Consider the following 18,285-nt stretch of genomic DNA (forward strand, 5'->3'; position numbering starts at 1 on the left):
CTACCTCCATTGCTTGCTGCGAAACGCGCCGGTGGTTTCTTTCTGTCCTTCGGTCAGCGCGACCAGATCGGCTTTGGGAACGGGTTTACCCTGCATCACGCTATCCAGGGCGAGGCGCCAGGCACTGACCACTTGCCGGATATAAGCACGCGAACGCTGTCGTCCTTCAATTTTGAAAGCCTCAATGCCTGCGCCCACCATTTGTGGCAGCAGATCAAACAAATTCAGGCTGATAGGTTCTTCAAAGGCATAATAGGGTTCATTGCGATGTGGGGCGACGTATTTGCCTTTGCAGATGGTAGGATAACCAGCTCCTTGCGAACAGGAGAAGCAGTCAATCGTAAATTCGCCGAGCTGGGAATAGAGCATGTTGTTTTTATCTTCATGAAACGTCACATCGCTCGGCGGTGAACACACGCCGTCGAAATTGGTGGATACGCCGCTGACGAAATTCGTCAGGCTGCATCTTCCCTCTGCCATGAGTCCCTGATTACCGAAGATAAAGGTTTCGATCTCGCAGGGTATTTCGTTTTTAAGCTGCTTGATCTCTGGAATGCTTAATATTCTTGGCAACACCACACGCTTGACACCAAACTCCTCGCAATAATAGCGAATCGCTTCCACTGAAGGTGCTCCAGCCTGCACCGATAAATGAAGACGCTGGTCGGGATATGTGGTGGCAATATGATGCGCCACCCCGATATCAGCGACAATCATTGCATCCACACCAAGCCGTACGCCATCGGCAACCGCTTGTTTCCATAGCAATGTCTGACCAGCAGGCGGGAAGGTATTTAGTGCAAGCAGCACTTTTTTTCCACGCGTATGCGCATAGTCCACGCTCTCTTCCATTTCCTCAGGGGTAAAATTCAACCCCGGAAAATTGCGGGCGTTAGTGGCATTCTGGAAGCCGCAATACACCGCATCCGCGCCAGCATCAACGGCGGTTCTGAGAGCGGCAGGCGTGCCAGCCGGACAGACCAGCTCTGGCGGGTTATTTGGCAAATTCATGGTGCAGTTCCTCTAGTTTTCGGGCGAATTTTAATCCTATGGCACCCGGCCTGCCGAAGGCTTTGGCCGCTTCGTCAATCACAGTGCTATCCATGTCATCCAGTGCGTTTCTTAAGGCTACCACCGCTTCGGTATCTCCTTCGATGACCAATTCTCTTGAGAAAAAGAGCGCATCTCCATCCATGCGGGCCTCGACCAGCTTCAGTAAATTCATGAAGCTGCCAGATATCTTTGCATCCCAAGGTTCAGAGGCGGTTCTTCTAACCAGAAGCTCAGGCTTCTGCGGATTGGCTCGCAAGAATAGCACAAAAGGCATATCCATTGGCGCAATAAGGAAGCATTTTTGAGAGTGTGTGCCTAGTCGGAAAAAAATACGGGGATTATTCTTGGCAACTGTATGAATACACTTACTTAAAATAAGCTGAAGAGCAAAAACAGGAATTGGCCTGACAAGCAATTTTCGTAGTTTGATTATTTTTCTAATCATAAATCAGATCCATTATTAGGGTTGAAGCATGGCCTCGTACCAATCATCATCACGAAGGTAATAGATGTGGCGCTCGTGAATGCGGTATGCGCCGTTGCCCCAGAACTCAAAATAATCTGGAACAATCCGAAAGCCTTTCCAGTAAGGCGGCCTTTCCACATTTCCCGTTGCCCATTTTGCTGTGTAATAGGCAATGCGCTTCATAAGCTCGGAGCGGTCTTTGAGTGGCGTGGACTGCTGTGATGCCCATGCACCGATACGTGATTTGAGTGGGCGTGTATCAAAATACGCATCCGCCTCCGCATCACTCAGATGGGTTACAAAGCCCTCCACACGAATCTGCCGCCCGCACTCTGGCCAATAAAAACACATGGCAGCCTGCGGATTGTCATCGATATCGCAGCCCTTGCGACTATGTGAATTGGTATAGAAAGTTAAGCCCGCCTCACTGAAATCTTTCAGTAGCACCATACGGCAGGAAGGAGCGCCGCATCGTGTCGATGTTGCCAGGCATACCGCTGAAACATCCTGTTTCTCTTTGGCAGTTGCTTCCTTATACCATGCGTAGAATTGCTCGAATGGGCTCGCCTGTGCGTGAGTTCCATAAGGCGGATCGAAGGGCATCCGTATATCGCTGCGGTTCATGCCATGACCTCAGAAAAAGGATACACCCCACGCTCTTCATGATCAATGCGGCGCTCAAGATCGGCAATCAGCGCCTCAGTCTGTTCACAGAACTGTTTTGGTTTGCGCTTTAGAATCTGCGTGTCGGGCCAGTGATGCAGATAGTTTTTTAAGCCATCGGCAAAACAACCCATGCTTTGCACATGATTTCTGGCGAGCATTCTTGTGGGCTCATGTTCACTGAGCAAAAGCTCCTGATAGACACTTCGGTCTTCATGCAGCAAATGCGCCAGCGTTTTTCGCGTCAATTGAGCAAGGAGCGCATGTAGCATGCCAGCATTTTTTGATACATGATTGGGTTGCAGCAGATGGCGAATCTCATAGGCTACTCCTAATATCTCGGCATGCTCATGACGAAATCTTTCCAAGTTTTTCATGTGGGTTTCTCCATAGCTAGGATACTCTCGAATAACGTGCCGAGTCTGGCAGTTGATACTGATCAAATACCGCCGCTACTGCGCGCGATGCCATGCGATACGGTGTGGCGATCTGCACAAGGTTTCCCTTTGTATGTGCAATATCGCTGTAGGCACATTCCTGCAGCAATGTTAGCTCGCGCGCGCAGATGTTGGCATCGAGACCATGACGCGCAGCAATCTGGCCTATATCGGCCTCCATGTAGCACATCAGTGTATCAATAATTTCTTTGCGGAAACTATCCTCTGCGCCCGCCTTCCAGCCCCGACATGTCGCAAGCTCTTCTGCTTCAATACGCTTGCTGTATTCGTGGGTGGCGCTGTAGTTCTGGGTGTAGCCTGCTGGAAACTGACTGATGGCAGAAGTGCCAAAGCCCAACAGAATATCAGTCGTATCCGTGACGTAGCCCTGAAAATTACGCCGCATGCGATGAGTGTTCGCGGCAACTGCCAGAGCGTCATCTTCTCGCGCAAAATGGTCGATACCAATCGCTGTGTAGCCGTTTGCTAGTAAAAACTCTGTCGCCATCCGATAAAGCGTGAGCTTCGTGCGATCATCAGGTAACGCATGTTCATCAATTAAGCGCTGATGCTTTTTCATATGCGGTACATGGGCGTAGGAGAAGAGCGCAATGCGTGATGGTGCAAGCGACAGCGTTTGCTTCAATGTACGCTCGAAACTGGTCACGGTTTGGTAAGGCAGTCCATAAATCAAGTCTGTATTGATCTGATGAATACCTGCGTTATGCAGGTGCTGCATTAATCCTGCCACCATCTCAAATGATTGGATACGATTCACCGCTTTCTGCACCTTTGGGTCAAAGTCCTGAATCCCCATGCTGACGCGCGTGAATCCAAGACTGCCGTAGAACGCTATTTTTTCTTCGCTGGTGGTGCGCGGATCAAGCTCAATAGCTAGTTCGCCAGGCGGCGAAAACTCAAATGCTGATGCCAGCGCATATAAAATCGACATTAACTGTGATTGGTTCAGCAGGCTTGGGCTTCCGCCGCCAAAATGAATCTGCTTCAATTTGCCTTTTCCGGCGGTGTGACCACCAATCAGTGCAATCTCATCCAGCAATATGCGCACGTATTTTTCTATCGGTTCATCGCGGTAGGTCATCTTCGTGTGGCATCCACAGAACCAGCATAGTTCTCGGCAAAATGGAATATGCACATAGGCAGAGATTGTCTGATTCTTATCTATGGATGAGAGCCATGCGGCATGCTGATCTGTATTCACGCCTCTATGAAAATGCTGCGCCGATGGATAACTGGTATAGCGCGGCGCTTGCAACCCCAGCCATGTTGGCGCTTTCTCAGGCGCTTCAAAGGACTCAGTCGCCGCTTCTATTCCATTTTGGCTTGACACAGATCAACCTCATTTTCGTGACACAACCCGATTAAAAAGCATCCCTCGTTAAAAATACTTGATACGGATCAATTAGGTTTTTTTAGGGTTAGAGCAGTCTCAGGCCATCACAAATAGGTCGTGAGGTCTCTATGGTTAATCTTAAAACAATCCCTTCCAACCAGCAGAAGCGGGCTCTTTACAGCACGACACTAGAGTTCACGCTGAACTTTGCAGTATGGACTATATTTGCCATTATTGGCGTTCAGATTAAGCAGGAGCTAAATCTGAACGACACTCAGTTCAGCTTATTGATTGGCACACCGATTCTTACCGGATCATTGGTGCGATTGTTTTTAGGTATCTGGGCAGATCAGTTTGGCGGTCGGAGAGTGATGCTGCTTGTTTCTCTTTGTGCAGCGGCCTCCACATGGATGCTCACCTATGCAGAAACCTACGAAATGATGCTGGTGACGGCGCTCGGCATGGGGCTTTCAGGCGGCACATTCGTGGTAGGCATTGCCTATCTCTCCAAATGGTACAGCAAAGATAGACAAGGCATTGCGCTTGGCATTTTCGGTATGGGAAATATCGGTGCTGCCGTCACCAAATTTGCTGCACCCTTTATCATGGTCGCCTATGGCTGGCATAGTGTGGCGCAGATCTGGGCCATAGCGCTCGCAGTGACAACTATCCTGTGGTTTCTGATGACCAAAGATGAGCCTGAGCTGGTAGAGCGCCGCAAAACGGGTGCACCAGCAAAAACCACTAAAATGGCACTTGCGCCACTTAAAAAACTGCAAGTATGGCGGTTCTCCCTTTATTATTTCTTCGTATTCGGGGCTTTCGTCGCACTCGCTTTGTGGATGCCGCGCTATTATGTCGGCGCATACGGGCTGGACATCAAGGTCGCAGGTATGTTGGCTGCCAGCTTTTCTATTGCTGCCTCTGCCTTCCGTGCCATTGGTGGCTGGATGTCGGATAAATACGGGGCACGCAAAGTGATGTACTGGACATTCTCCGTCTGCATCATCTGTTGTTTCATCCTCAGCTATCCATCCACCGATTATGTCATTCACGGCATCAACGGCGAAAACATCGAGTTCAGCACAGGGCTTAGCGTTGTTCCCTTCACAGTGATCATATTCGTGTTGGGTCTATTCATGTCGTTTGGCAAGGCTGCCGTCTATAAACATATTCCTGTCTACTATCCGGATAATGTTGGCTCTGTTGCTGGTATTGTCGGACTGATCGGCGGGCTTGGTGGCTTTTTTCTACCCCTGGCATTCGGTATTCTCAACGATCTCACCAATATCTGGACAAGCTGCTTCATGCTGCTGTTTGTGCTGGTATCGATAGCACTTATCTGGATGCATTTCGCAATCATGCTGATGGAAAAACAACAACACCCTGAGCTGCGTGGGCCGAAATTCCTGCCTGAGCTGGATGTAGCACCCAAGCACTCGTAACCCTCCAACCCAAAAAGGCTTTTTATGTCAAAACCACTGGAACAATGGAACCCTGAAGACAGCACTTTCTGGGAAAAGCATGGCAAGAAAATTGCGCGCCGCAATTTATGGATTTCGATCCCCTGTCTTTTTCTAGGGTTCGCCACATGGATGATCTGGTCGGCGGTGGCTGTCAATCTCAACAGTGTCGGGTTCAATTTCACGAAAGAGCAGCTTTTTACGTTGGCGGCGGTTCCGGGTTTAACTGGTGCCACACTGCGCATCATCTATTCGTTTGTGGTGCCGATTTTCGGAGGGCGTAACTGGACAGTCCTGAGCACCATCACATTGCTGATTCCTGCCATTGGTATTGGGATTGCCGTTCAAGACCAGAATACGCCATATGAAACCATGCTGCTACTCGCGCTTGCTTGTGGCTTTGGCGGCGGAAACTTTTCTTCTTCCATGTCAAACATCAGCTTTTTCTTTCCGAAAAAGGCGCAAGGTACCGCCCTTGGCCTTAATGCTGGCCTTGGCAATCTCGGCGTGAGTGCACTGCAATTTCTGGTGCCCGTGGTAATCGGCGCCAGTGTATTTGGCGATCTTAGTGGTGCTTCGCAAACCATGACCGCTGCAGATGGCGCAACCAAAACCGTATGGCTACAGAATGCAGGATTCATCTGGGTGATTCCAATCATCTTGTGCACACTTGCCGCCGCGTTTGGCATGGATAATTTGAAATCAGCAAAAACGCCGCTGGCTGAGCAGCTTATCATTTTCAAACGCAAGCATATGTATCTCACCACATGGCTTTATGTCATGTCGTTTGGCTCTTTTATTGGCTATGCCGCCGCGTTTCCATTGCTCATTAAAACGCAGTTTACGGAAGTAAATCCGCTTGATTATGCGTTCATCGGGCCATTGCTTGGTGCGCTTATCCGCCCCATTGGTGGCTGGATGTCGGATAAAACCAGCGGCGCATCGGTCACGTTCTGGAACCTGATTGTCATGATTGCGGCGGTCGTTGGAGTGATTCATTTCATCCAGCCGGAATCCAAACAATTCGCAGGATTCTTTGCCTGTTTTATGGTGCTGTTTACCACCACAGGTATCGCCAACGGATCAGTCTTCCGCATGATTGGGGTAATTTTCCCGCCGAAGGAAAAAGCACCAGTGCTTGGCTTCAGCGCCGCCATTGCTGCTTACGGCGCATTTGTGCTGCCCAAATGCTTCGGCTGGTCGATTGAAGCAACAGGGGCTGCAGATACCGCGCTGTGGAGCTTTATCGGTTATTACATCACCTGCCTGTTTGTGACGTACATCTGGTATTTCCGCAAAGGAGCCGAGGTAAAATGCTAAATTTCATGAAAAAGCGAAGTTGATCCACATCAATCGCACCAAGGTAGTTCGCCACCTAACATCCAGCAGCATAACATCCGAGGAAGGCACAATATGAGCTATTTAATCGACAAGCTGACCTTTTTCAAACAGAAAGAGAGCCATTCGCGGGCCACCGGTATCACCACCGATGGAGTCGCAGGTGGGCCACCTACGTGATCGTTGGCAGCATGATAAAATTGTTCGCTCCACCCATGGCGTGAATTGCACGGGCTCGTGCAGCTGGAAGATTTATGTAAAAAATGGTCTGGTTACCTGGGAAACGCAGCAAACGGACTATCCGCGCACCCGTCCTGATATGCCTAATCATGAGCCGCGTGGCTGTTCGCGTGGTGCCAGCTATTCCTGGTATCTCTACAGCGCCAACCGCTTGAAATACCCGCTCATTCGTAGTCGCTTGCTGAAAGCCTACCGCGATGCCAAGAAAATAGCGAAAGACCCAGTGAATGCATGGGCAGCCGTTGTCGGGAATGAGCAAACCCGCAAATCCTATCAGAAAGTGCGCGGACTTGGTGGATTTGTACGCACCGATTGGGATGAGGTGAATGAGATCATCGCTGCTGCTAACGTGTACACCGCAAAAAAACATGGGCCCGACCGTATCATTGGCTTCTCGCCTATTCCTGCCATGTCCATGGTTTCATATGCCGCTGGCTCACGCTACTTGTCGCTGATTGGCGGCGTGTGCATGAGCTTTTATGACTGGTATTGCGATCTGCCTCCTGCAAGCCCGCAAACATGGGGCGAGCAAACCGATGTGCCGGAATCCGCCGATTGGTATAATTCCAACTTTATTATTGCCTGGGGTTCCAACGTGCCGCAAACGCGCACGCCCGATGCCCACTTTTTCACGGAGGTACGCTACAAAGGCGCAAAAACCGTGGCCGTAACGCCCGATTATTCCGAAGTTGCCAAACTTTGTGATCTCTGGCTGCACCCCAAGCAGGGAACCGATGCGGCGATGGCGATGGCGATGGGGCATGTGATTGCCAGTGAGTGGCATGTGAAAGGCAAAAGCGATTATTTCGACGATTATTGCCGCATGTACACGGACATGCCGTTTTTAGTGCGACTTGTAAAAAACAAAGAGGGTTATCTGGTTCCAGAACGCATGATTCGCGCCTCTGATTTTGAAGGCAATATGGGCACAGATAATAATCCTGAATGGAAACCAGTGGTTGTGTGTGGTCATGGGGAAAAAGTGCGTATCCCCAACGGCACCATCGGCTCGCGCTGGGGTCAAAAAGGAAAATGGAACCTGGAATCAAAAGACGAAGTGACGGGCGAGGAATTGTGGCCACTGCTATCGCTCATGGAGCATAGCAAGCGCGAGGTGGCGAGTGCTGCTTTTCCATATTTCGGAAATCTGGAGCATGAGCATTTTAATTCGACCGATCACGCCAGTATCTTAGAGCGCAATATTCCCGTCGTCAGAATGCAACTAAAAGACGGCGAAGCCCTGATCACCACTTGTTACGATCTGTTTATTGCCAATTACGGTGTGGATCGCGGGCTGGGTGGTGGAAATGTGGCAACATCATTCGATGATGACTTGCCGTACACACCTGCATGGCAAGAACATATTACCGGTGTTAAACGGGAGCATGTCATCAATGTCGCGCGTCAATTCGCTGAGAATGCGCATAAAACCCATGGCAAATCGATGGTGATTATCGGTGCGGCGATGAACCATTGGTATCACATGGATATGAATTATCGTTCCATCATCAATATGCTAGTGATGTGCGGGTGCATTGGCAAGTCGGGTGGTGGCTGGAGTCACTATGTCGGCCAAGAAAAGCTCCGCCCGCAAACGGGCTGGGCACCGCTGGCATTTGCGACCGATTGGAACCGTCCTCCGCGCCAACAGAATTCAACGTCGTTTTTCTATGCCCATACGGATCAGTGGCGCTATGAGAAAATTAAAATGGAAGAAATTCTTTCGCCGCTGGAAGATAATCCAGAGTGGAAGAATGCTTCTTTCATTGACTGCAATGCCAAGTCCGAGCGTATGGGCTGGTTGCCTTCTGCCCCGCAGTTGGAGCGTAACCCGCTTGAGCTTGGCGCATCCATTCAACAATCAGGCGTGCCTGTAGCGGATGCGATAGTGGAAGGATTGAAATCAGGCGAGCTGAAACTTTCCTGCCACGACCCGGATGCACCACAAAACTGGCCGCGCAACATGTTTGTCTGGCGCTCCAATATTCTCGGCTCCAGCGGTAAGGGGCATGAGTATTTTCTCAAGCATCTGCTTGGCACTCAACATGGCGTGCAGGGCAAGGATTTAGGCGAAGAAGGAAGAAGCCTGAGCAAGGAAGTGGTCTGGCATGATAAAGCCCCTGAAGGCAAACTCGACCTGTTGGTCACACTTGATTTCCGCATGTCTACCACGTGCATGTATTCGGATATCGTGCTGCCGACCGCCACATGGTATGAAAAGCATGACCTGAATACATCGGATATGCATCCCTTCATTCACCCGCTTTCTGCGGCAGTTGATCCGGCCTGGGAGTCACGTACGGATTGGGATATTTATAAAGGGATTGCAAAGAAATTCTCTGAAGTCTGCGTGGGGCATCTGGGAGTCGAGCACGATGTAGTTCTCAACCCCATCAAGCACGATACACAAAACGAAATCGCACAAGGTCTGGATGTAAAAGACTGGATGCGTGGTGAGTGTGAACCCATTCCAGGCAAAACCATGCCAAGCATACATCTGGTAGAGAGGGATTATCCAAATACTTATAAGAAATTCACCTCGCTAGGGCCAATGCTCGCCAAACTCGGCAATGGCGGCAAAGGGGTGTCGTGGAATACGGAGCATGAGCTTAAGCAGCTTGCAGAGCTGAATTATACGGTCACGGAAGATGGAATCAGCAAAGGATTGCCGCGTATTGAAACGGCCATTGATGCTGCCGAAACTATCATGATGCTTGCACCTGAAACCAACGGCGAAGTTGCAGTGAAAGCATGGAAATCGCTTGGCGAAGCAACTGGTCGGAATCATGTCCATCTTGCTGAAACACGACAAGATGAAAAAATCCGCTACCGCGATATTCAGGCGCAGCCGCGTAAAATCATCTCATCACCGACATGGAGTGGCATTGAATCTGAACATGTGAGCTACACGGCGGGATATACTAACGTGCACGAGTTGATTCCATGGCGCACACTGACAGGTCGTCAGCAGCTTTATCAAGATCATGCATGGATGCGTGCATTTGGCGAGCAGCTGTGCACCTACAAACCACCTGTGGATTTGAAAACTACTGATGAGGTCAGCCAGAAGTTCGGCAAAGGCCGCAAACAGATTGTACTCAACTTCATTACGCCACACCAAAAATGGGGTATTCACTCGACCTATACTGACAATTTGCTGATGTTAACGCTATCGCGTGGTGGACCAATTGTATGGGTTTCGGAAATCGATGCAAAAAAAATCGGCGTCATCGATAACGATTGGGTGGAAGCCTATAATGCTAACGGCGCATTGACCGCTCGAGCAGTGGTCAGTCAGCGTGTGCCTGAAGGTATGATGATGATGTATCACGCGCAGGAGAAAATCGTAAACGTACCTGGTAGTGAAATCACCGGGGCACGGGGTGGTATTCATAACTCTGTAACGCGTACAGTGCTGAAACCCACCCATATGATCGGCGGGTATGCTCAACTTTCGTATGACTTTAACTATTACGGAACAGTAGGAAGTAACCGCGACGAGTTCATTGTGCTACGCAAAATGGATAAGGTGGAATGGATGAACGAAGACAGCTATGGCGACAAGCTCTTCCACGGCGAGATACCGCGCTTAGAGCAAACCGCACTTGGCAAACAGGGAGCATAAGGCAATGAGAGTAAGAGCACAAATCGGTAAAGTCCTCAATCTGGACAAATGCATCGGTTGCCACACCTGTTCGGTCACCTGCAAAAACGTATGGACCTCGCGGCGTGGTGTTGAATATGCGTGGTTCAACAACGTTGAAACCAAGCCTGGTATTGGTTATCCGAAAGACTGGGAAAACCAGAAGCGCTGGAATGGTGGCTGGACGCGTAAGAAAAATGGTAAGCTACAACCCAAGCAGGGCGGCAGATGGCGCAGCTTGGCAAATATCTTCGCCAATCCGAATATGCCATCTATCGATGATTACTATGAGCCATTCACCTTCGATTACGAGCATTTACAAAAATCACCGGAATCGAAAACCATGCCTTCTGCCCAACCCGTATCGGTGATTACTGGCAAGAAAATGGATAAGATTGTGGGTGGTCCAAACTGGGAAGAAATTTTGGGTGGCGAATTCGAGCATCGCAGCAAGGATTACAATTTCGAGAACGTGCAGAAGGAAATGTACGGTCAGTTCGAGAATACCTTCATGATGTATTTGCCTCGTTTGTGCGAACATTGCCTAAATCCTACCTGCGTTGCTGCGTGCCCATCAGGTTCGATCTATAAGCGCGAGGAAGATGGCATTGTGCTTATCGATCAGGATAAGTGTCGTGGTTGGCGCATGTGCGTTTCGGCATGCCCGTATAAAAAAATCTACTTCAACTGGGAGTCTGGCAAGTCAGAAAAATGTACCTTCTGTTATCCGCGTATTGAAGCGGGTGAGCCAACCGTATGCTCGGAACCTGCGTCGGACGTATCCGTTATCTGGGCGTACTACTCTATGATGCGGATAAGATTGAGGCAGCTGCAAGCACCGAAGATGAGAAAGATTTGTATCAGGCGCAGCTAAATATGTTCCTTGATCCAAATGATCCCGAAGTGATTGCTGCCGCGAAAGCCGAGGGGATTCCTGATAGCTGGATGGAGGCGGCCAGACGTTCCCCCGTCTATAAAATGGTAATGGAATGGAAGATTGCATTCCCATTGCATCCGGAATACCGCACCCTACCGATGGTATGGTATATCCCGCCGCTTTCGCCCATTCAGAATGCTGCAGAAAGTGGTGACATGGGCATGAATGGCATGATTCCTGATGTGAAATCGCTACGTATTCCAGTGACGTATCTCGCGAACTTGCTGACAGCAGGTAAAGAAAAACCTGTCGAAGATGCACTTGAACGGATGCTGGCAATGCGTGCGTACATGCGCTCGCGTCACGTCGATGGGGTCGCCAACACTGAAGTGCTCAAGCAAACCAATACGAGCGAAGCCATGGTTGAGGAAATGTACCGTTACATGGCGATTGCCAATTACGAAGATCGCTACGTCATCCCCACTTCGCACAAGGAATATGCGATGTCGGCATTTGATGTGCGCTCTGGTTGCGGCTTCTCGTTCGGCGATGGCTGTAACAGTGGCGGCAATGATTACAACATGTTTAGTAAACCAAAACGTAAAAACCTATTCGGAGGCACCCATGCCAGCAGCTAATTCGCTTACCTTCAAAGCGCTAGGAATTATGCTTTGTTATCCAACTCAGGAGTGGCAGGACGGTATTGTCGATCTTGCTGATTTTATAGATAGAGAGGCAATCTTAAGGCCTAAAGATCGCGCCGCCATTTACGCTTTTGCACAGCAAGCAGCAGCAAGCGATCTATTTGATCTGCAGGAAGCATATGTCGATGCCTTTGATCGCGTACGTTCCCTGTCTTTGCATTTGTTTGAGCATGTACACGGCGAATCGCGTGACCGTGGGCAGGCGATGGTTGATCTGGCTGAGCTGTATAAAGAGCATGGCTTTGAACTGGGGGCGAGCGAGCTTCCCGATTATCTGCCAGCATTTTTGGAGTTTATCTCAACGCTTCCGAATCACGAGGCAATCGACATGCTTGGTGATCCGCTGCATGTTATTGAAGCTTTATCGAAACGACTGGCAGAGCGAGGAAGCTACCATCATGTAATTTTGGACAGCCTGATACGCCTGATGGGCAAAGAGCCTGCAAAAGTTACTCTGCGGCCACGCCCTGAGACTATTGATTTTGCAGCGCTTGATAAAGAATGGGAAGAAAAACCAATAGAGTTTATGGGTGCTGCCCCACCACAATCGGGGGCCGATAAAGCGGGAGGTTGTGGTGGCGGTAGCTGTAGCAGTGGTGGATGTGGTGGCGGGAAGCCGCAAGTAATGGAGCAACGGATATGATTACTTTCTTTCATGAGTTTTTCTTTGGCATGTTGCCCTACATCGTGCTGGTGGTGATGGTGCTTGGCACAGTCATCCGTTATGACCGCGAGCCATATTCATGGCGCGCATCCTCTAGCCAAATCATGGGGGATAAAGGCCTGCGTGTCGGCAATATCCTGTTTCATATCGGCGTGATTTTCCTGTTTTTTGGGCATCTCGTCGGCCTGCTGACACCGCACAGCTTATATCATCACGTCATCAGCGCAGAGAATAAGCAGATGGTGGCGATTGTGATGGGTGGGATTTTCGGGACGATCTGTTTTATCGGCCTCACTATTCTGTGTTTCCGGAGATTATTTGTAGCGCGTGTACGCGTGACCAGCGCACCGGCAGACGTGGCAATTCTTGTTATCCTTTGGGTGCAGCTTTCGCTTGGGTTGGCGACAATTCCATACTCACTCGGCCATTCAGATGGCAGCGTGATGATGGCACTCTCGCAGTGGTGCCAGAGTATCATCACCTTCCAGGGCGCACATCCGGAGTTGATTGAGCCGCTGGCTTGGCCTTACAAAGCGCATTTGATTTTGGGGATGTTCATTTTCTTCCTCTTTCCATTCACCCGCTTAGTACATATTTTAAGCGCACCCGTGCGTTATGTCTGGCGCCCTTATCAGGTGGTGCGTAGCCGCGCAGCGAGGAGATAATCATGCCCGTATTTGTGAATAAAATAGAAATCACCGACGATGAGGTGTTTGCTGAAATGCAATACCACCCCTCTGAAACCGTCGAAGAGGCACAATATCAGGCGGCGCTCGCACTCACCATTCGTGAGCTTTTCTGTCAGGAGGCGATGCGGCTTGGCATCACGCCTCCTGTCGAGCAGGACGATGCTGAGCTTACACGCGAATATCTGGTAAACAGATTGCTTGAGCAGGAAATAACCGTGCCCACACCGACTGACGAAGAATGCGAGCGTTACTATCAGCGCAATCCTTCGGTATTCAGAGATCAGGCTGGCAATGTGGTGCCGTTTGCTGCCGTGCGGGAATCGATTGCAGAATATCTACAGGAATGTAGCGAGCAACAGGCAATGAAACACTACGTGAAGATACTAGCTGGACAAGCAAGCATTGCTGGTATTACGCTTGAGCGTGCCACCAGTCCTCTGGTGAATTAATTTACAAAGCACGTTGCAGGACTTGGTATTGCCGAGCATCTGATCGCGCAAGTAATCGCGATTGCGGGCAGCACACGCAATGAAGTGCTGAATCGCTAACGCCTAAAACTTCACCTGAACATACGGCATGATTTTGGTGGTATCGGTTGAGAAGTTATCGGCCTCGTAATGGCCAGCCTGCATGCCGATGGTGTAGTGCGATTCAATCGTTTGCTCAAAGAATAAGTTCCACTCATTGCCGTAGTGCGCATCGCCTTTTTCTGCCCTGAAATCATGATAACGCACCATCGCACGCGTTCCATTCAGCCATTTCTGCTCGGAAGCAACGGTGTAATTGACTGCGATGTTCATATCGATGAGGCCATTCGCAGGTGTCGTCAGGAACTTATCCACCCAGCCATCAAACGCATGGTTGGTGCCGATGGCAAACTGCATCGCATTGCTGCCATCTCCTTCGATTCGCTCATACTGACCTAAGATCTTCCATTGGCCAAAGGCAATACCTGGCTCGATCATATAGTAGTTAAAACTCGTGTTGTTCGGGTTATTTGCGTAGTCGACCTGATGAGCGTATTCGAGCGATAATAATCCCGTGAATGCTTTGTCTATGGCCTGTTTGCCTTCAAACCGCGCACCATAGGTGGCACTCGATAAGGCGGCAGAATCAGGAATATCCAGCAGGTAACTATACCCCACCAGCCTACCATAAGGCAGCCCTGTGTAGGAGGCATTGATCAGGTGAATATGGCTATCATCCCATACGCCGACAGGAGAATTTGTACCCTGCACACGATTGACCTGATTAGCATAGGCGTAATACAGCGTCGTATCGGGTAGTGAGGTGTTGGATACTGAGAGCGCATCGAAGGTCTGGTCGTTCTGCCGCCATGCAATGCCGCCAACAAATCGCTGATTATCAAGAACAATCGTTTGCCGCCCCAGAATAGCCTTGGTATCTGGAAGGCCTGCATAGGTCAGCATCAGCCGGTTGAGATTGGTATCTTCCGGATCAACAACGACAGGGTAGCGCGTTTTGCCGTTAATGCTGTCGTTGAAGCGTTCCGTCCCCAAACTCTCCAGATGCTCAAATTCAATGAGTGCCGAGAAATCTTTATAGGCACCGGTTTCATAGCCAAGCCGTGTGACCAATGTGTGCGCGTGCGCGTCTTCCGGCAGTCCGTCCTGATCGACATACTCATAGCGGTAGCGCGACAGGAACAGAGGCTTTCCCTCCATCAACGCTTTTTCAAACTCGCTTTTTACAGCTGTTGGCTCTGCCGCATAAGCAGGAAAGCTGGCGGCGATGCATAGGGTAAGTGCGCTTGTTAAAAGTAGTCGGCGGTTCGTCATATTGTCCTCATTGAAGGTGTAATCATGCGCAAAAACTTAATGTGTGGAAGCGCGTGGCAAATTGATCCGGCTCAAGTGTTTTTAAGAAATTTCGCCTTAGCATCACTGCGGATTCCAATAATAGAAGGTACTGCACATGACCCTAATCAATATCTCTGAACCTGAGCAACCACTGCTGCGAGGGTTTGCCTTGTTCCGGCTTGGCTTTCGGCCATTCTTTCTGCTTGGCAGCATTTGCGGGCTGTTGGTGCTCGGCTATTTCATAATGCTGATTAGCGGTATGGCAACTCATCTGCCCAGTAGGTGGGATATGGTGGAGTGGCATCGACATGAGATGCTGTTTGGTTTTGTGGGTGCGATTGTTGCGGGATTTTTGCTGACAGCAGTGCCAAACTGGACAGGACTTCCCACCGTGAAAGGGAAAAGTTTAGCTGCTCTCACGGGGATATGGTGCGCCGGTCGCGTATGTGTTTTTATATCCACATCCTTGCCTGAAACTCTGGTGATGGTGGTAGATGCCAGCTTTTTCGTGGGCTGTGCGCTTGCGATTGCGCCTGCGCTGATACGTTCAAACAACAAGCGTAACTACGGATTTATTGTGTTGCTATTGCTCTTTGCGCTGGCATCTGCACTCACGCATAGCGACTATGCCGATGCAGGTATTCGCTTAGGGTTAGGCGTTGTGACCATCATGATGACGCTGATTGGCGGGCGGGTGATTCCATTCTTCACTGAGCGACGATTAAATATCAGCATCACGCGCACGGCGCGTATTGAGAAGCTAACAATAGTATGCACTCTATTGGCTGTTTTGTGCAACGTCATCATACCCGATGCGCCATGGCTTTATGTGCTTTTTATCGCAGCGGGCGTGGTGAATCTCTGGCGTTTTAGTACATGGCAGACAGTTAAAACCTTGGGCATTCCGCTGTTATGGGTGCTTCATGTGGGCTATATCTGGCTGATCTTCAGCTTCTTTGCCAAAGCAGCGGTGCTGATGAGGCTTTCTGTTCCTTCGGCCTTTGCCACGCATAGCTTGACCGCCGGTGCAATGGGCATACTGATTCTCGGTATGATCGCGCGGGTATCGCTGGGGCATAGCGGCAGGCCTTTGGAGATCGGTAAAGCCATGCACGTTGCATTTGTGGCGATTAATCTGGCGGCATTCCTTCGGGTGTTTAGCTGGTGCCTGCCCATGGATACGATGACGGGCTTTCAGCTCGCGGCTCTATGCTGGGTAATGGCCTACGGTATTTTTGTGATGATTTACACGCCCATTCTACTCCGCCCAAGACTGGATGGGAAGGATGGATAATCAAATACCACTCCTGACACTACCCGAAAACGAAATGCGCCTTATGGCCGAAAAGGTATTTGGCCTGATTGTCGATCATTTCACTGGTCTTAAAGATTTACCCGTTACCACACCATCCACGCTGAAGTATATCACTGAAGGCTTGCACGAGCCGATGCCTACGCAAGCGGTACCTGTCGATAAGCTACTCACGCAGCTTAAAACCCATGTGTTTGACCAGATGACGCATCTGGATCATCCGCGTTATTTCGCATTCGTGCCTGGGCCGAGCAATTTTGTAAGCGCGATGGCGGATGCGATTGCGTCCTCGTTTAACGTCTTTAGCGGTGCATTTATCGGCCCGTCCGGCGTAGCACAAATCGAGGTCACCACCATTGAATGGCTGCGCGAATTATTCCGCTTTCCGCAAGATGCAGGCGGGTTATTCGTCAGCGGCGGCTCGATGGCGAACATGACGGGCCTGGCGGTAGCGCGGCATGTGATGTTGGCGGGCAATACCACCAACGCCACGGTGTATTTCTCCGATCAAACCCATTCATCCGTAGCTAAAGGCCTCAAGATTCTCGGTTTCCAACAGTTTCAACTTCGTAAGATTGCCTCTGACGCAACCTTCCGCCTTTCGCTAGATAGTTTGCGCCAGCAGATCGCGGCGGATCGTCTGCAAGGGCTGGTGCCGTTCTGCGTGGTAGCCAATGCTGGAACGACCAACGCTGGTGCTGCCGATCCTATCAAGGAACTCTCCGCATTTTGCAAAGCCGAAGGCCTATGGCTGCATGTGGATGGTGCCTATGGCGGCAGCGCGGCTATCACCGAGCGTGGCTACAAGGCGCTGGAGGGTATCGAACTTGCTGATTCGTTGGGCATTGACCCACATAAATGGATGTTCCAGCCCTATGAAATCGGCTGTGTGCTGGTGCGGAACCGCGAGCATCTAAAAAACACCTTCCGCTTCTCAGCGGAATATCTGAAGCTCAACGAGCAATGCGCCGAGCAGATTAATTTCTGTGATTATGGTGTGCAGCTTACACGCGGATTCCGCGCGCTCAAGCTGTGGTTATCGCTCAAAGCCTTCGGGGTAGAGGCGTTCCGCGCGGCCATCACCAAAGGCATAGAAAACGCCGAATATGTCGAGTCACTACTGCGAAAAGAGCACTGCTGGGAAATCATCACGCCCGCGCAGCTGGGTATCATCACCTTCCGTTATCGTCTGGATGGGCTGGATGAATCGGCACTGAACGAACTGAATAATCGCATCGCGCAGGAGATTATCTATTCCGGCTATGCGATGCTCAGCCCAACCATCCTCGGTGGCAAACATGTGCTGCGCATGTGCACGATCAACCCCCGCACCAGCCATGACGACTTAACCGGCACGGTCGGGATGCTGAAATCCTTCGGCGATCATATCAAAGTCAAACCAATATCTTAGAGGAAATGTCACACTGTTTATCCCTTTTTTAGAGAACTTGATCTGGGTCAAATGCACCCATTAAACACTAGATGTAGTATCGCTTTTGCCTAAAGCACCAATATATAGTCAGAACAGGAGGATTCTATGCAACTAACCGAAACTGCAACAC

Annotated in this window: 13 protein-coding genes and 2 pseudogenes; 9 read left to right on the top strand and 6 right to left on the bottom strand. The window is 50.2% G+C overall.

The features are described 5' to 3' along the window. From IPP74_08830 to hemN, 5 genes are read right to left on the bottom strand one after another with little or no spacing between them, the layout of a single operon-like run. Positions 1 to 1,011 carry a U32 family peptidase gene (locus IPP74_08830; GenBank protein MBL0319375.1) on the bottom strand — a complete coding sequence of 337 codons (1,011 nt, stop codon included), beginning with the start codon at positions 1,009 to 1,011 and terminating at the stop codon, positions 1 to 3. Then, the gene (locus tag IPP74_08835) at positions 995 to 1,498 is read right to left on the bottom strand and encodes an SCP2 sterol-binding domain-containing protein (GenBank protein MBL0319376.1); all 504 of its coding nucleotides are present in this window, start codon (positions 1,496 to 1,498) and stop codon (positions 995 to 997) included. Before IPP74_08835 ends, IPP74_08830 begins: the two co-directional genes overlap by 17 nt. Positions 1,499 to 1,513: 15 nt before the next feature. Then, positions 1,514 to 2,122: a pyridoxamine 5'-phosphate oxidase gene (gene pdxH, locus IPP74_08840; protein MBL0319377.1), complete on the bottom strand. Its 609-nt coding sequence runs from the start codon at positions 2,120 to 2,122 to the stop codon at positions 1,514 to 1,516. A 17-nt stretch (positions 2,123 to 2,139) separates the two neighbouring features. Beyond that, complete coding sequence (locus tag IPP74_08845; GenBank protein MBL0319378.1) at positions 2,140 to 2,559, bottom strand: hemerythrin domain-containing protein; 420 nt, start codon at positions 2,557 to 2,559, stop codon at positions 2,140 to 2,142. 16 nt (positions 2,560 to 2,575) lie between these two features. Then, positions 2,576 to 3,970, bottom strand: a complete 1,395-nt coding sequence (gene hemN / locus IPP74_08850) for an oxygen-independent coproporphyrinogen III oxidase (protein MBL0319379.1) — start codon at positions 3,968 to 3,970, stop codon at positions 2,576 to 2,578. A 131-nt stretch (positions 3,971 to 4,101) separates the two neighbouring features. Between hemN and IPP74_08855 the strand changes: the two genes are divergently transcribed. The 7 genes and pseudogenes from IPP74_08855 to IPP74_08885 all read left to right on the top strand — a co-directional run bounded on the left by IPP74_08855 (position 4,102) and on the right by IPP74_08885 (position 14,040). Further along, positions 4,102 to 5,418 (top strand): NarK/NasA family nitrate transporter, encoded by a 1,317-nt coding sequence (locus tag IPP74_08855; protein ID MBL0319380.1) that lies wholly within the window; start codon positions 4,102 to 4,104, stop codon positions 5,416 to 5,418. A 24-nt stretch (positions 5,419 to 5,442) separates the two neighbouring features. Next, positions 5,443 to 6,756, top strand: a complete 1,314-nt coding sequence (locus IPP74_08860; protein MBL0319381.1) for a NarK family nitrate/nitrite MFS transporter — start codon at positions 5,443 to 5,445, stop codon at positions 6,754 to 6,756. Positions 6,757 to 6,849: 93 nt separating this feature from the next. Next, a pseudogene (locus IPP74_08865) lies at positions 6,850 to 10,639 on the top strand (nitrate reductase subunit alpha). A gap of 4 nt (positions 10,640 to 10,643) precedes the next feature. Next, positions 10,644 to 12,172: pseudogene (gene narH, locus IPP74_08870) on the top strand (nitrate reductase subunit beta). Beyond that, positions 12,159 to 12,881: a nitrate reductase molybdenum cofactor assembly chaperone gene (gene narJ, locus IPP74_08875; GenBank protein MBL0319382.1), complete on the top strand. Its 723-nt coding sequence runs from the start codon at positions 12,159 to 12,161 to the stop codon at positions 12,879 to 12,881. The pseudogene narH and the gene narJ overlap by 14 nt, the downstream one beginning before the upstream one ends. Beyond that, positions 12,878 to 13,567: a respiratory nitrate reductase subunit gamma gene (gene narI, locus IPP74_08880; GenBank protein MBL0319383.1), complete on the top strand. Its 690-nt coding sequence runs from the start codon at positions 12,878 to 12,880 to the stop codon at positions 13,565 to 13,567. The genes narJ and narI overlap by 4 nt, the downstream gene beginning before the upstream one ends. Before the next feature lie 2 nt (positions 13,568 to 13,569). Next, a complete protein-coding gene (locus IPP74_08885; GenBank protein ID MBL0319384.1) occupies positions 13,570 to 14,040 on the top strand; it encodes a peptidyl-prolyl cis-trans isomerase in 471 nt (156 codons plus the stop codon). 102 nt (positions 14,041 to 14,142) lie between these two features. Here the strand turns inward: IPP74_08885 and IPP74_08890 are convergent, their stop codons facing one another. After that, positions 14,143 to 15,390 (bottom strand): hypothetical protein, encoded by a 1,248-nt coding sequence (locus IPP74_08890; GenBank protein ID MBL0319385.1) that lies wholly within the window; start codon positions 15,388 to 15,390, stop codon positions 14,143 to 14,145. A gap of 136 nt (positions 15,391 to 15,526) precedes the next feature. On the opposite strand from IPP74_08890, the gene IPP74_08895 reads away from it, so the two are divergent. Beyond that, entirely contained in the window at positions 15,527 to 16,705 is a 1,179-nt protein-coding gene (locus tag IPP74_08895; GenBank protein ID MBL0319386.1) for an NnrS family protein, read from the top strand. Beyond that, positions 16,698 to 18,134 carry an aminotransferase class V-fold PLP-dependent enzyme gene (locus tag IPP74_08900; GenBank protein ID MBL0319387.1) on the top strand — a complete coding sequence of 479 codons (1,437 nt, stop codon included), beginning with the start codon at positions 16,698 to 16,700 and terminating at the stop codon, positions 18,132 to 18,134. Before IPP74_08895 ends, IPP74_08900 begins: the two co-directional genes overlap by 8 nt. Positions 18,135 to 18,285 lie beyond the last annotated feature (151 nt).

It is taken from the genome of Alphaproteobacteria bacterium, assembly GCA_016722515.1.
Classification (GTDB): domain Bacteria; phylum Pseudomonadota; class Alphaproteobacteria; order Rickettsiales; family JADKJE01; genus JADKJE01.